Source organism: Corallococcus carmarthensis (genome assembly GCF_003611695.1).
In the GTDB taxonomy this organism is placed as follows: domain Bacteria; phylum Myxococcota; class Myxococcia; order Myxococcales; family Myxococcaceae; genus Corallococcus; species Corallococcus carmarthensis.
The window spans coordinates 1-13,914 of the sequence record NZ_RAWE01000249.1 but is presented as its reverse complement, the minus strand read 5'-3'; the positions used below and the strand labels follow the sequence as shown (position 1 = coordinate 13,914).

The 13,914-nt window shown below is 70.9% G+C and carries 14 protein-coding genes and 1 pseudogene; 5 read left to right on the top strand and 10 right to left on the bottom strand.

Annotated features, from left to right (window positions below; genetic code table 11):
• Positions 1-251, bottom strand: a pseudogene (locus D7X32_RS38420) (hypothetical protein); the annotation flags it as partial.
• Positions 252-358: 107 nt separating this feature from the next.
• Between D7X32_RS38420 and mazG the strand changes: the two are divergent.
• Both mazG and rpsT read left to right on the top strand, forming a co-directional pair.
• Positions 359-1,540, top strand: a complete 1,182-nt coding sequence (gene mazG / locus D7X32_RS38415; protein ID WP_120607492.1) for a nucleoside triphosphate pyrophosphohydrolase — start codon at positions 359-361, stop codon at positions 1,538-1,540.
• Between the two features lie 171 nt (positions 1,541-1,711).
• Positions 1,712-1,975 carry a 30S ribosomal protein S20 gene (rpsT, locus tag D7X32_RS38410; RefSeq protein ID WP_120555482.1) on the top strand — a complete coding sequence of 88 codons (264 nt, stop codon included), beginning with the start codon at positions 1,712-1,714 and terminating at the stop codon, positions 1,973-1,975.
• A gap of 46 nt (positions 1,976-2,021) precedes the next feature.
• On the opposite strand, the gene lptE is transcribed toward rpsT, so the two are convergent.
• The 3 genes from lptE to leuS are packed head-to-tail and all read right to left on the bottom strand — an operon-like array spanning position 2,022 to position 5,676.
• Complete coding sequence (gene lptE / locus D7X32_RS38405; protein WP_171449109.1) at positions 2,022-2,543, bottom strand: LPS assembly lipoprotein LptE; 522 nt, start codon at positions 2,541-2,543, stop codon at positions 2,022-2,024.
• A 32-nt stretch (positions 2,544-2,575) separates the two neighbouring features.
• Positions 2,576-3,154, bottom strand: a complete 579-nt coding sequence (locus D7X32_RS38400) for a hypothetical protein (protein ID WP_120607491.1) — start codon at positions 3,152-3,154, stop codon at positions 2,576-2,578.
• 20 nt (positions 3,155-3,174) lie between these two features.
• Complete coding sequence (gene leuS / locus D7X32_RS38395; protein ID WP_120607490.1) at positions 3,175-5,676, bottom strand: leucine--tRNA ligase; 2,502 nt, start codon at positions 5,674-5,676, stop codon at positions 3,175-3,177.
• Between the two features lie 216 nt (positions 5,677-5,892).
• Here leuS and asnS point away from each other — a divergent pair, with 216 nt between their 5' ends.
• The 3 genes from asnS to D7X32_RS38385 all read left to right on the top strand — a co-directional run bounded on the left by asnS (position 5,893) and on the right by D7X32_RS38385 (position 7,968).
• On the top strand, positions 5,893-7,293 hold the full coding sequence (gene asnS / locus D7X32_RS38390; RefSeq protein WP_120607489.1) for an asparagine--tRNA ligase: 1,401 nt from the start codon (positions 5,893-5,895) through the stop codon (positions 7,291-7,293).
• A gap of 113 nt (positions 7,294-7,406) precedes the next feature.
• Positions 7,407-7,715 (top strand): hypothetical protein, encoded by a 309-nt coding sequence (locus tag D7X32_RS45165; protein WP_147450433.1) that lies wholly within the window; start codon positions 7,407-7,409, stop codon positions 7,713-7,715.
• Positions 7,716-7,767: 52 nt separating this feature from the next.
• Complete coding sequence (locus D7X32_RS38385; RefSeq protein ID WP_244239416.1) at positions 7,768-7,968, top strand: hypothetical protein; 201 nt, start codon at positions 7,768-7,770, stop codon at positions 7,966-7,968.
• Between the two features lie 12 nt (positions 7,969-7,980).
• Here D7X32_RS38385 and D7X32_RS38380 read toward each other — a convergent pair whose 3' ends face one another.
• The 6 genes from D7X32_RS38380 to D7X32_RS38355 form a co-directional block, all read right to left on the bottom strand.
• A complete protein-coding gene (locus tag D7X32_RS38380; RefSeq protein ID WP_120607488.1) occupies positions 7,981-8,871 on the bottom strand; it encodes an NAD(P)-dependent oxidoreductase in 891 nt (296 codons plus the stop codon).
• A 24-nt stretch (positions 8,872-8,895) separates the two neighbouring features.
• Positions 8,896-10,617 carry a putative ABC exporter domain-containing protein gene (locus tag D7X32_RS38375; protein WP_120607487.1) on the bottom strand — a complete coding sequence of 574 codons (1,722 nt, stop codon included), beginning with the start codon at positions 10,615-10,617 and terminating at the stop codon, positions 8,896-8,898.
• Positions 10,614-11,387 carry an ABC transporter ATP-binding protein gene (locus tag D7X32_RS38370; protein ID WP_120607486.1) on the bottom strand — a complete coding sequence of 258 codons (774 nt, stop codon included), beginning with the start codon at positions 11,385-11,387 and terminating at the stop codon, positions 10,614-10,616. The genes D7X32_RS38375 and D7X32_RS38370 overlap by 4 nt, the downstream gene beginning before the upstream one ends.
• Positions 11,388-11,415: 28 nt before the next feature.
• The gene (locus D7X32_RS38365) at positions 11,416-11,799 is read right to left on the bottom strand and encodes a response regulator (RefSeq protein WP_120607485.1); all 384 of its coding nucleotides are present in this window, start codon (positions 11,797-11,799) and stop codon (positions 11,416-11,418) included.
• Between the two features lie 69 nt (positions 11,800-11,868).
• Positions 11,869-12,915, bottom strand: coding sequence for a chemotaxis-specific protein-glutamate methyltransferase CheB (gene cheB / locus D7X32_RS38360; RefSeq protein ID WP_120607484.1), 1,047 nt, complete (start codon positions 12,913-12,915; stop codon positions 11,869-11,871).
• On the bottom strand, positions 12,915-13,787 hold the full coding sequence (locus D7X32_RS38355; RefSeq protein WP_171449104.1) for a CheR family methyltransferase: 873 nt from the start codon (positions 13,785-13,787) through the stop codon (positions 12,915-12,917). Before D7X32_RS38355 ends, cheB begins: the two co-directional genes overlap by 1 nt.
• Positions 13,788-13,914: the final 127 nt, after the last annotated feature.

Genomic DNA, 13,914 nt, shown 5'->3' with positions numbered 1-13,914 from the left:
GGCTTGACGGGCGGCGGGGCGATGACGCGGCGCTTGATGTCGGGGCGGGGCTCGGGATCCGGTTCGTCGGCCTCCTCGGAGGCGGCGTCGGTCTCCGGATCATCGTCCGTGGCCTGGAAGGAGCTGGGGTCTGGCTCCGGCTCGATGACCTTCTCCTCGATGCGCAGGAGCGGCTCCTGCATCAACGCAGGGGCGCGCGCGGGGACAAGCAGCACGAGGCTGCAACACAGGCCGAGGAACGAGCGGAGCATCCGGAGGTCCGATGATAGGCGACAGCGCGGACGATCCGAAATCATGTGGTGCCCGGCGCCCGTGCTACAGGAACGCGCGGCGGGGGGATTTGCCCGGGAGTGAATGAATGGCGGCGCCTGGAACAGAGCTGGAACGACTGGTGGAGATCATGGGGCGGCTGCGGGCCGAGGGCGGTTGCCCGTGGGACCGCGAGCAGGACCTGCGCTCGCTGCGCCCCTACCTGACCGAGGAGGCATTCGAGGTCCTGGACGAGATGGACCGCGTCTCCGACGGCGGCCCCTGGCGCCCCCTGTGCGAAGAGCTGGGGGATCTGCTCTTCCAGATTGTCTTCCACGCGCAGCTGGCGGCGGAGCTGGGCGAGTTCACGATGGCGGACGTGTGCGCGGCGATCAGCGACAAGATCACCAGCCGGCACCCGCACGTGTTCGGGGATCAGCAGGTGGAGGGCGCCGAGCAGGTGCTCGCCAACTGGGCGCAGCTGAAGGCGGAGGAGCGCAAGAAGAAGACGGGGCGTGCGGGCTCCGTGCTGGACGGCGTGCCCACCGCGGCCCCGTCCCTGCTGCGCGCCGAGCGCCTCACGGAGAAGGCCAGCCGCATCGGCTTCGACTGGCCGGACCTGGCCGGGGTGCGCGGCAAGCTGGACGAGGAGCTGCGCGAGCTGGACGAGGCCATCGCGTCCGGCGGCCGGGACGCCATCGAGCACGAGCTGGGGGACGTCCTGTTCTCGCTCGCGAACCTCGCACGCTTCGTGAAGACGCCGGCGGAGGACGCGCTGCGCATGGCCACGCGCCGCTTCGTCAGCCGCTTCCAGTACATCGAGGCGAAGCTGCACGAGGAGCAGGTCCCCTTCGGCGGCGCCACGCTGGAGCACATGGAGCGCCACTGGCAGGCCGCCAAGGCCGTGGAGAAGGCGCTGCCACCGCCCAGCCACCCGCCGCGCGCGTCCGTGGCCACCCTGCGCCTGGCGGTGCCGGACGTGGCGGCCCAGCGGGCCTTCTGGGACGCCGTGGCCTCCTGGCTGGGCTGGGCCCCCACCCGGTCGCCGGACGGGACGGCGGCCTATACGGGCGCGGGCCTGGGGCTCGTCTTCACGCCGGGCGCTCCGGCCGCCAGCGCCCCGGTGGCCCTCACGCTGGAGGCGCCCTCGCAGGTGGCCGTCGCCCGGCTCCTGGAGCTGTTCCGGGCGCACCACCCGGAGCGGCTGGTGGCGGGTTCCAGCTCCGCGGCGGGCTTCCATTTCCTGGATCCGGCCGGGCTGCGGTGGGAATACGCCGCCCCGCCGGCTTGATTGTTCCCGCGAGCGGCGTCAGTGGGGCTCCGGGGGCATTCCGGAGGCCTCCCGGGGGTTCCGGAACCGGAAATCCTGATCGCGATCGCACGCGTGCCTTGACGCAACGGGGGCGTCGCAGTAAGGACGGCCCCTCTTTTTCCTTGCCTTGCCTTCCGCTGGAGCATTGCCTTGGCGAACACCAAGTCTGCAGAGAAGCGTTACCGCCAGTCCCTGAAGCGCCGCGCCCGGAACGTGAATGTCCGGACGTCCGTGAAGGACGCCGTCAAGTCCGCCCGCGAGGCCATTGCCTCCAAGGACGGTTCGAAGTTGACGGACGCGCTGAAGGCGGCTTCCAAGACCCTCAACAAGGCGGCCAGCAAGGGCGTCCTTCACAAGCGCACTGCTGCGCGCCGTATCTCCCGGCTGGCCAAGGCCGCCGCGAAGAAGGCCTAGTCGTACCGTTGCACCACCGCGCGTTGAGGACCGGGTTCCCCGGTCCTCACCAGGTGCTGGCCAGCCGATCGTAGCCGTCACGCATGAGCTGCTCCGCCAGGCGCGCCAGCGCGGCCTGACGGTTGGCCTCCGCTTCCAGGACGTTTCCACGTCCCTGGAGGTAGTCCTCGGTTCCCGACACCACCGTCTCCGAAAGCAGCCGCCCCTCCTTCACGAGGCGCAGCCGCACGGTCGTGGAGATGCGGTAGTTGTTGGGGATGATGGTCGGGGACGCCCAGATGTTGAGCACTCCCCCTTCAATCGTGGACGCGCAGCTGGGAGCGCTGGCCAGCCGGCCCGCCTGGATGAGCTGGTTGCGCAGGTAGCGCGTGAAGAGGTTCTCCAGCCCGGGCTCCGCCGTCTCGTTGGCGAAGATGGGCGCGCACACCTGCCCCGCGCCCTCCGGCAGCGCTGAGCCCCACGGGCTGAAGCGGTAGCCACATCCGGCCCCCAGCATCGCCGCGGCGGCCACGCTCCACCGGAACGCCTTCACCACACCCGCCTGCACCGCGTTCCTTGAGGGCCGCATGGGCGCGCACCCTACCCGGCCGCGATCCTCCGTCAAGCGCCGGAGCCGCCCAGCGGGATGCCTCGCGCGCGCCCGGCGTCCACCAGCACGGCACGGGCCGCGGTGAGCCGCGCTTCGCGGGCGGAGCCTCGGATCGCCATGCCCAGCGGCCACTGCATCCGCGTGCCGTCCTCCAGCTCCACGGTGAGGCCATGGTGGCGGTAGAGCACCGCGAGCAGCAGGCCGATGACGCCCGCCGCGAAGGCCATGAACCGCACCGCCTGCGCCGGCGCCCAGAAGCCCAGCGCGGTGAAGGCGAGCAGCCCCAAGGCTTCAAAGTAGGGCCGCGTGCGCCACTCCAGCCGCTTCACCCGCGACCAGGGCACGTCGAGCGCCGGGCCCCCGCCCGGGCGCCCCTGGAACGACAGCTGCTCGTCGTTCACCGCCAGGGCGCGCCGGTTGCCCAGATCCAGCGCCAGCGGGGAGACGCGTGGCGTCGGCGTGGGTGCAGCCGGAGACACCGCCGGCAGGGGCGCCTCCGGCAGCTCCGCGTTGCAGAAGGCACAGCGGCGCCGGGCCGCCGACTGGGGGCGCCCGCAGGCGGAGCACATGACGAGCACTTCCGCGGGCACCGCCCCTCCTTCTCCCGCCGTCAGCCGACGACGAAGTTCACCAGCCGCTTGGGGACGAAGACGAACTTGCGCAGCGTCTTGCCTTCGAGGGCGGCCTTCACCTTGTCGTCCGCCTCCGCCGCCGCGCGCACGTCCGCCTCGCCCGCGTCCGCCGCCACGCGCACCTCCGCGCGCAGCTTGCCGTTCACCTGCACGGCGTACGGGATCACGTCATCCACCACCAGCGCCGGGTCGAACTCCGGCCAGGCCTCCGTGACGGTGGACGCCTTCGCGCCGTAGGCCTCCGCCAGCTCGTCCGCGATGTGCGGCGCCAGCGGGGTGAGGATGCGCGCGAGCAGCCGCATCGCCTCGCCCATGGCCGCCTTCTCCGCGGGCGTCTCCGGCGTGCCCACCGCGTAGAGCGCGTTCACGCACTCCATGACGCCCGCGACGGCGGTGTTGAAGGACAGCCGCTCGATGGCCTCCGTCACGCGCTTGAGGCACTTGTGCACCGCGCGGCGCGTCTCCAGCGCCTTGCCCTCGTAGGGGCCCGAGTACGTGGCGTCCACCGACGAAGCGTGGTGCGTGGCGGCCAGCGTCCACACGCGCTTGAGGAAGCGGAACACGCCCTCCACCTGCTCGTGGGACCAGTCGAAGTCGCGCTCCGGCGGGCCCGCGAAGAGCACGTAGGTGCGCGCGGTGTCCGCGCCGTACTTCTGCACGATGGTGGAAGGCGCCACGCCGTTGCCGTAGCGCTTGCCCATCTTGCGGCCGTCCGCGCCGTTGACAATGCCCTGCGTGATCAGCCGCGTGACGGGCTCGTCCACCGGCGACAGCCCGAGGAGCTTCATCACCCGGGTCCAGAACCGGAAGTAGAGCAGGTGCATCACGCCGTGCTCGGGGCCACCCACGTAGATGTCCACCGGCAGCCAGCGCTTCCCCTCCTTCGGGTCGAAGGGCGCGGCGTCGTACTTCGGCGACAGGTAGCGCGCGAAGTACCAGCAGGAGTCGACGAACGTGTCCATCGTCTCCGTCTCCCGGCGCGCGGGCCCGCCGCACTTGGGGCAGGTCGCGTTGACGAAGGACGGCACCTTCGCGAGCGGCGGCTCACCCTTGCCGGTGAGCACCGCCTGCGTGTCGATGTCCGGCAGGCGCACCGGGAGCTGATCCTCCGGGACGGGGATGCCCTTGCGCTCCGGGTCGCACTTCTCGCAGTAGACGATGGGGATGGGCGTGCCCCAGTAGCGCTGGCGGCTGAAGCCCCAGTCCTTCTGGCGGTACGTCACCGTCGCCTTGCCCTGCCCCTGCGCCTCCAGCTTCGCGGCCAGCTTCACGCGCGCTTCGGCCGAGGGCACGCCGGTGAAGTCACCGGAGTCCACCAGCACGCCGTCCTCCGTGTAGGCCGCCTCCAGCGTCTCCCCGGCACCGAGCTTGTCGCCCGTCGCCGGCTGGATGACGACGCGCACGGGCAGCGCGTACTTGCGCGCGAAGGCGAAGTCGCGGGCGTCGTGCGCCGGCACGCTCATCACCGCGCCGGTGCCGTAGTCGCTCACCACGAAGTTGGCGATCCAGATGGGCACCGGCTGGCCCGACACCGGGTTCAGCGCGTAGCCACCGGTGAAGACGCCCTCCTTCTCCGCGTCCTCGCCCAGCCGCTCCGTCTTGTTCTGCGCGGCCATCTTCTTCGCGAACGCGTCCACGTCCGCGCGGCGGTCGGCCGTCGTCACCTGGGCCACGAGCTTGTGGTCCGGCGCGAGCACCACGTAGGTGCAGCCGTAGAGCGTGTCCACGCGGGTGGTGAAGACGCGCAGGGCGGCGTCATGCCCCTGCACGCGGAAGTCCACCTCCGCGCCGTCGGAGCGGCCAATCCAGTTGCGCTGGGCCGAGGTGATGCGGTCCGGCCACTCCTTGAGCGTGTCGAGCGCGTCGAGCAGGTCCTGCGAGTACTTCGTGATGCGGAACGCCCACTCGGGCATCTCCTTGTCCTGCACCTCGGAGTCACAGCGCTCGCAGCGGCCGTCCTTCACCTGCTCGTTGGCGATGACGGTGAGACAGCCGGTACACCAGTTCACCTTGCTGAAGCGGCGATAGACGAGCCCGCGCTCGAGCATCTGGAGGAAGAACCACTGGTTCCAGCGGTAGTACTCCGGCTGGCTGGTGTTGACCTCGCGCGACCAGTCGTAGCTGTAGCCGAGCGTCTTGATCTCCGCCTTGAACGACTCGATGTTCTCGCGGGTGCGGATGGCCGGGTGGACGCCGTCCTTGATGGCCGCGTTCTCCGCCGGCAGACCGAAGGCGTCCCAGCCCATGGGGTGCAGCACGTCGAAGCCGCGCATCTGGAAGTAGCGCGCGTAGACGTCCCCGATGAGGTAGTTGCGCACATGCCCCATGTGCATCTGGCCGCTGGGGTACGGCAGCATCTCCAGGACGTACTTCTTGGGGGCGTCCGGACGCCTGCCTGCCCGGAAGAGGCCCTCCTGCTCCCAGCGGGTCTGCCACTTTCCTTCAATCGACTGCGGCTCGTAACGCTCGTTCATCGCCATGGCTCCTCGGACTCTTAGCGGGAGGTAGGACACGCGGGCAACAAGTCTTGGCGCGTCGAAAGCCTGGACGGCTGGCGCCCCGGGGCCCCTGACCGGGAACCCGGGTGGGAGGGGGCCAGGCCGGCCCCAAGCCGGGGGCGGGCCTCGCTCGGTGCTTGCCCTCGGGGCCGGGCGCGACTAACTCGCCTTCCCGGTCTGGAGCAGAGGGAGAGCACCATGCAGGTCGTGAGTGTGAAGAAGGCCCTGTCGGGGGCCGTCGAAGCGGGCTCGAAGGTGGAGGTGCGCGGCTGGGTGCGGACGCGCCGCGACTCCAAGGCGGGCATCAGCTTCGTCAACGTGAGCGACGGGTCGGTCTTCGACCCCATCCAGGTCGTCGCGCCCAATTCGCTGCCCAACTACGAGAAGGAGATCCTGCACCTCACCGCGGGCGCCTCCGTCATCTGCCGGGGCACGCTGGTGCAGTCCCAGGGCAAGGGGCAGGCCTTCGAGGTGCAGGCGGATGAAGTGCAGGTGCTGGGGCTGGTGGACGACCCGGACACCTACCCCATCCAGCCCAAGCAGCACTCGCTGGAGTTCCTGCGGGAGGTGGCGCACCTGCGCGTGCGCACCAACACCTTCGGCGCCATCACCCGCGTGCGCAACGCGGCGGCTCAGGCGGTGCACCGCTTCTTCCACTCGGAAGGCTTCTGCTGGGTGAACACGCCCATCATCACCGCGAGCGACGCGGAGGGCGCGGGGCAGATGTTCCGCGTGTCCACGCTGGACGCCACCAACCCGCCGCGCGGGCCGGATGGGAAGATCGACTGGGGCAAGGACTTCTTCGGCAAGGAGGCCTACCTCACCGTGTCCGGGCAGCTGAACGTGGAGGCGTACTGCCTCGCGATGTCGAAGGTCTACACGTTCGGGCCCACGTTCCGCGCGGAGAACAGCAACACCACGCGGCACCTGGCCGAGTTCTGGATGATTGAGCCGGAGATCGCCTTCGCGGACCTCAACGAGGACGCGGCGCTGGCGGAGCGGTTCCTCAAGTACGTGTTCAAGGCCGTGCTGGACGAGTGCGCGCCGGACATGAAGTTCTTCGAGGAGCGCCAGCAGAAGGGCGTCACGGAGCGGATGGAGAAGTTCATCGGCTCCAGCTTCGAGCGCATCGACTACACGGACGCCATCTCCATCCTCCAGAAGGCGAAGAAGAAGTTCGAGTACGCGCCGGAGTGGGGCAAGGACCTCCAGACGGAGCACGAGCGCTACCTCACCGAGGAGCACGTGGGCCGGCCCGTGGTGGTGATGAACTACCCGGAGGCCATCAAGGCCTTCTACATGCGCATCAACGAGGACGGGAAGACCGTGGCCGCGATGGACGTGCTCGCCCCGGGCATCGGTGAGATCATCGGCGGCAGCCAGCGCGAGGAGCGCCTGGACGTGCTGGATGCGCGCATGAGGAAGTTCGGCCTCGATCCCGCGCACTACCAGTGGTACCGCGACCTGCGCCGCTACGGCACGGTGCCGCACGCGGGCTTCGGTCTGGGGTTCGAGCGGCTCATCGTCTACATCTGCGGCCTGCAGAACATCCGCGACGCCATCCCCTACCCGCGCGTGCCGGGCTCCGCGACGTTCTAGTCCGCGCCGCGACGCACTGAAGTCAGCAAAGGCCTCCCGTGGCATGTCCCCGGGAGGCCCTTTCTTTTCGGGGCTGGATTGACCGGCGCCAGGCCCTGGCTACGTTGGGCACCGTGTCCTGGCATCCGCATCAGGTGGCTCGCTGGTTGAGGCTGGCGCTGGCGTGCGTCGCGCTGGCGTTGGGCACCGGTGCCTCCGCGCATCCCCTGCCAGGGCCCCAGGCCGCGGTCGCGGTCCTCGTCGAGCGGCGCGCTCCCGCGGCCCGGCTCCAGGCGCAGGCACCTGCCCGGACCGAGGCTCCCCGGTCGTCATGGCCCGCGGAGGTTCACGCCGGGACGTCGCCTGGCGGCGTTGCCCGGGCCTCGCGGCTCCCGGGGCCGTCGCGCCGCTACTTCCTGCTGCATCGAGCGCTCCTGCACTGAGGGCTTCCAGAGGTCCCGTCCCTGGAAGGTCACTCAGTCCCTGGAGCTCTCCATGCCGCCCCTCTTGCGTGCGGGACGCGCCTGCTTGCGCGTCCTCAAGGCGGGCCTGCGCAGGTGCATTCGCGCCTGCCGGCTCGTCCTCATCCTCATCCTCGTCTTCCTGCCCAATCCCCTGGTGCTGGTCCTGTCCGTCTTCCTCGGGTCCGAGCGCCGCAACCATCCCGCGGAGGTCTTGCGAAAGAAGAAGGAGTAGCCCCTTCGCGTTTCAACCCTTCTTCGTGATGCCGGCGCGCTCCTGGGCGAGCGCGCCGAGCGCGGACCAGTCCTCGTCACCGCGTCCCTGCGCGACGCCGGTGAGGAAGTGGTCGCGCAGGAGGCTGGCCAGCGGAAGGGGCACCTCCGCCGTCCGGCCCGCTTCGAGCGCCAGCGTCACGTCCTTGAGGCCCAGGCGCAGCGCGAAGCCCGCGGGCGTGTACTGCCCCTTCGCGATGGCGCCCGCGTAGTTCTCGAAGATGGGCGCACGGGCGAAGACGGACTTGAAGACGTCCAGGAACGCGGCGCGCTCCACGCCGCACTTCTCCGCGAGCGCGAAGGCCTCCGACAGGGCCTCCATCATCGACGCGATGAGGAAGTTGCCGGACAGCTTCACCGTGTTCGCGGCGGACGGCCGTTCCCCCAGCTCCGTGAGGCCACGCCCCAGGGCCGTGAGCACCGGACGCACGCGCTCCACCTGCGCCTTGGGGCCCGCGGCGACGACCCAGAGCTGCTTGCCCGCCGCGGCCTCGGGCCGGCCGAAGACGGGGGCGGAGACGTAGCCCTGCCCCGCGTCCGTGTGCGCCTTCGTCAGTCGCTCCGACAGCGCGACGGAGATGGTGCTGGAGGAGACGTGGATGGCGTTCTTCGGCAGGGCGCTGACGATGCCGTCCCTGCCCAGCACGGCCGCTTCCGCGGCGGGGTCGTCCGCGAGCATGGACACGACGACCTCCGCGTCGCGAGCGGCGTCGGCGGGCGTCTTCGCCACGCGCGCGCCCTGCTGCTTCAGCGGCTCCGCCTTGGACTCGGTGCGGTTCCAGACGACGAGCTCATGGCCCGCGCCGGCCAGATTCTTCGCCATGGGCATGCCCATGTTCCCCAACCCGATGAAGCCGACCTTCATGGAGTGCTCCCTTCGTGCTCGCGCTCACGCTTCGTTCGACTGTTCTTCCGACACGTCCAGCCGCTCGAAGGCGCGGCCCAGGACAGCGACGCCCAGCGCCACCTCCGCGAAGAGTGCCCCCGCCGCCGCCAGCCCCGCGAGCGGAACCGCCCAGCGCCCCACGACAGTGAACAGCGGATAGCCCACGAGGAGGGCCACCACGGCGGCCGGCAACAGTCCCAGGAAGGTCACCACCAGCGTGCCCATCAGTGTGAGCAGCCGCTGGCCCAGCGCCTCCACGCCGCGCGCCCGCTCCGAGTCCGCCGGAATCCACGCGGGCAGCAGCACCACCGCCGCGTTCTGCACGAACAACCCCGCGAGCCCCAGCGCGGGCAACACCGGCAGGAGCCCCAGCACCACCGGCGTGGACCAGGGCGCGAGCGTCTCGTCGTCCGTGCCCACGCCCAGCACCAGCGCCACGAGCAACATCACCCACTGCGCCACGCCCAGGGTCAGCGCGGAAGCCCCCAGCTCCGCGCCCACCACCTGCCGCCCCGTGAGCGGCAGTGCTCGCAACAGCTCCAGCTTGGGCAGGTCCATGCGCAGGTCGGTGCGGAACGCGCTCGGGCCAATCACGGCCATGGCCACCGCGACCATCAGGGCCATGGGGCCCAGGAACTCACGGCTGTTGGAGAACAGCCGCGTGTCCCCCATCACCAGCGCGAAGATCGCGCCCAGCACCCCGAAGGACAGCAGCATCGCCAGGCCGCTGCCCATGCGCCTGCGCGCGATGAGGTTCTTCCACAGCAGCGCCACCTCCGGACGCCCCAGGGCCTTGAGCACGAAGGGCACGCGGCCCACGCGCAGGTTGCCCGCGCGCGAGGACCGCTGGGCCCGCTGCCGCGTTCGCGCGTCCGCCCCGGCCACCGCCGAGTCCTCGAAGGGCACCTCCACCGCCAGCACCCAGGCGTAGTGCGCGACGAGCAACGCCAGCGACGCGGGCAGGTAGCGCAGGAAGTCCTGCCAGCTGCGCGCCATCGAGGGAGCCACCAACGCCCTACCCGGCCACAGCACCGCGCGGGGACCCGGCGCGTCGAGCACGTCGCGCAGCCACTCACGCACGGCGAAGGGCGCGGAGAGGTTCTCTGGCAGCGGGTGCTCGCGCAGCGTGGACAGCAGCGTGCCCATCCCCGCCACGAGGACCAGGCCCACCACCGTCCACCGCACCGCGCTGCCCCAGCGCCCGCGAGACACGAGCCACGCGCGCACGAAGGACGCCGCGGTGCCGTGCAGGTAGAGCGTCCCCATGGCCAGCGACGCGCCCAGGAAGAAGAGCACCGGCCGGGGGCTGGTGAAGCGCCCCACGAAGAGGGTCGCCGCCAGCGCCGCGAGCCCCGCGCTCAAGAGGCCACGCAGGAGCTTGTAGTGCAGGAGCGCATGCCGCGTGACGGGCGCGGTGAAGAAGGTCTGCACCTCTGTCTGCGTGAAGGTCAGCGCCGGCCGGTCCGCGCCCAGCACCCACGCCGTCACCAGCGTGCCCAGCACCGAGACCTCCAGCGAGAACTCCGCGAACAGCCTCGCGTTGGGGGACACCGCGCGGCCCGTGCCCTGCACGAAGACGCTGCGCCCCACCAGCGAGTACAGGTACGCGAGCCCCACCAGCGCGCCCAGCAGGTAGCGCGGGCGCTTCAGCCGTTGCACCTGGCGCACCACCCGGTTGCGCCACGTCCTCACCCAGAGGAACGCCACCGCGCTCGGGAAGCTCACGCCGGTTCGTTCCCCCGCGCTTCCTCCTCCGCCGACGCCGCGCTGGTGATGCGCACGAACAGCTCCTCCAGCGATGCGCCGTCCCCTGCCCCGCCCGCCATCTGCTCGCGAATCTCCGGCAGCGAACCCAACGCCACCGCGCGCCCTCCGGCGATGACGAGCAGCCGATGACACAGCTCCTCCACCAGCGGGAGCAGGTGCGACGACAGCACCAGCGCCGTGCCCTCTTCCGCGCGGCGGCGCAACGATGCCTTCATCCGGCGGATGCCCAGCGGATCCAACCCCGTCAGCGGTTCGTCCAGGAGGATGAGCCGGGGCTGGTGCAGGAAGCCGCACGCGATGGACAGCTTCTGCTTCATGCCCCGCGACAACTCGCCCGGCAGCGACTTCTCCCGCCCGGTGAGCTCCATCTCCTCCAGGAGCGCGCGTCCCCGCTCCTCCCAGTCCTCCACGCCGTAGAGGCGCGCGGTGAAGTTCAGGTGCTCCCAGACGGTGAGGTACTCGAAGAAGCGCGGCTCGTCCGGAAGGAACGCCAGCTGCCGCTTCGCCTCCACCGGCGCCACCGCCAGATCAAACCCCGCCACCCGCACGCGCCCCACGGACGGCGGAAGGATGCCTGCCAGGCACCGGAGCGTGGACGTCTTGCCCGCGCCGTTGGGCCCCACGAGCCCCAGCACCTCGCCCGGAGCCACCTGGAAGGACAGCCCGCGCACCGCCCGCACCGCGCCGTACGTCTTCTCCAACCCCTCGACGTCCAACGCCGGTTCCATGCGTGCCCTTGGGTCTCCTTGGCGAAGCTCAGCCGAGCTTCAGGAGTTCCTTCACGGTGTCCAGCACCACGCGGGCCTGCACGGGCTTCACCAGGTACGCCGTGGCGCCCAGCGCCATGGCCCGCTCCCGGTCCGCGGCCGCGCCTTCCGTCGTCACGACGACGATGGGAACGGCCCGGTGGTCTTCCGTCTGGCGGATGTGGTGGATGAGCTTCAGCCCGTCCATCAACGGCATGTTGATGTCCGTCATCACCAGGTCGAAGCGGCCCTGCGTGGCCAGCTTCTTCAGCCCCTCCACGCCGTCCTGCGCCTCGATGCAGACCACGCCCGCCAGGCGCTGGAGCGCGTACATGATGCTGCGGCGCATGGCCTGCGAGTCATCCACCACCAGCGCACGGATCTGCTGCGACATGGTCCTCAGCCTAGCACCGGCGCGCCGCCCGGCCCGGGATTGTGCGGCGGCTGTCGTGCAACGGGCGATTCACTGCCCGGAGGACTGCTTGCGGCGGCGCACCAGCAGGGCCAGCTCCGAACCGATGTCGTCCAATGGAAGCACCCGGGTCACCGCCCCGGTGGCGACGGCCTCCTTGGGCATGCCGTACACCACCGCGGTGTCCTCGGACTCGGCCCACGTCTCGCCGCCCTCGCGCCGGACCGCGCGCACGCCCTGCGCTCCGTCCGCCCCCATGCCCGTCAGCACCACCGCCACCGCGCGGGGGCCCAACACCTCCGCCGCGCTCTCGAAGAGCCGGTCCACCGACGGTGCGTACTTCTCCGCGGGCACCGGCGACGGCGTGCGCAGCTCCAGGCGTCCGGTGCGGTCCGACAGCAGCAGGTGCCGCCCGCCCGGCGCGATGTAGACGTGGCCCGGCGTCACCACGTCGCCCTCGCACGCCTCCGTCACCGTGAAAGGACCGATGCGGTCCAACCGCTCCGCGAAGGCCCGGGTGAACTGCGAGGGCATGTGCTGGCCCACCAGCACGCTGACGGACGGCTCGGAGGCCAGCCCCTCCAACAGCCGCTGCACCGCGGGAGGCCCGCCCGTGGACGCGCCCACGGCGATGACCTGCGGCACCTCCCCCGACAGCACGGCGGTGCGCAGCGCGGCCCCGTGACGCCCCCCACCGGACTTCACGTTGCGGGCCGCGTGCACCTTGTCGAGCAGTTCGCGCCGCAGGTGCTCCAGCGCCGCGGGTGTGACCTGGGGCGGCTTGGCGATGAAGTCGAACGCGCCCAGCTCCAGCGCCTTGAACACGTCCGACCTGTGCGAGTAGCTGGAGATGACGATGACGGGCGTGGGCGACGCGCGCATGAGCAGCCGCAGGAAGGTGTGGCCGCCCAGCCGGGGCATCTCCAGGTCCAGCGTCACCACGTCCGGCTTCAGGTCCAGGACCTTCCGGAGCCCCTCCTCGCCATCCTGCGCCCAGTCCAGCACCTGCACGTCGGAGGAGGACTCCAGCAGCGTGGTGAGCGTGCGGCGGTTGGTGGCCGAGTCGTCGATGACGAGCACCTTGAGCGGGCGTGGCATCAGCGGCCCTCCCCGCCCGGAAGCTCGGGCCGGCGGTACACGAGGTCGCCCTTCAGGTGGACCAGCTCGAAGTCCGCGCCCAGGCTGAGCAGGTTCTCCGCGTGGCCCAGCAGCAGGTAGCCCCCGGGACAGAGCCGGTCGCGGATGACGCCCAGCACGCGGCGGCGCGCGGCCTGGTCGAAGTAGATCATCACGTTGCGGCAGAAGACGACGTCCGTGCGCGGCACCAGCTGGCTGCCCGCCACGTCCGCCAGGTTGTGATGGCCGAAGCTCACCCACGCCTTCACGTCGTCGCGCACGCGGACGCGGTTCACGCCCACGGGGATGAAGTAGCGCTCCAGCAGGTCCGGCGGCGTCGCGCGCAGGGCGCTGGGGCCGTACTCGGCGCGGCGGGCCACGGCCAGCACGCGGCGCGACAGGTCCGTGCCGTACACCTCCACGTCCCAGTCGTCGAAGCGGCCGCTGTCCTTCAGCAGCATGGCCACCGTGTACGCCTCCTCGCCGGAGGAACACCCCGCCGACCACAGCCGCAGCCGCCGCGTGTGCGCGTTGCGCTTCTCCAGGATGGGGAGCAGCTCCTCGCAGAAGGCCTTGAGCTGCGCGGGTTCGCGGAAGAAGTACGTCTCGTGCGTGGTGAGGGACTCCACCGCCGCTTCCAGCTCCGCGCTGCGCTGGGCGTCGTAGCGCAGGTAGCGGTGATAGGAGCCGAAGTCCTGGATGCCCAACGCCTCCAGCCGGGGCCACAGCCGGCGCTCCATCACGAACTTCATGTTCTCGTGGATGAGGATTCCGCAGTGCGCGTAGACGTGGTCGCGCAGCAGCCGGAACTCCTCCAGCGTCATCTCCGGGCGGCCCTCGTCGAAGCGTGGCATCCGAGTCCTCCCCTCACCGCCCCGACAACCGGGCCATCGCGTCCGACAGCGCCACGCGGGCCAGCGCGTCCTGCTCCGCCGACAGCGCCTGCTCGAGCGCGGGGAGGCATTCCGACCGCCCCAGCCC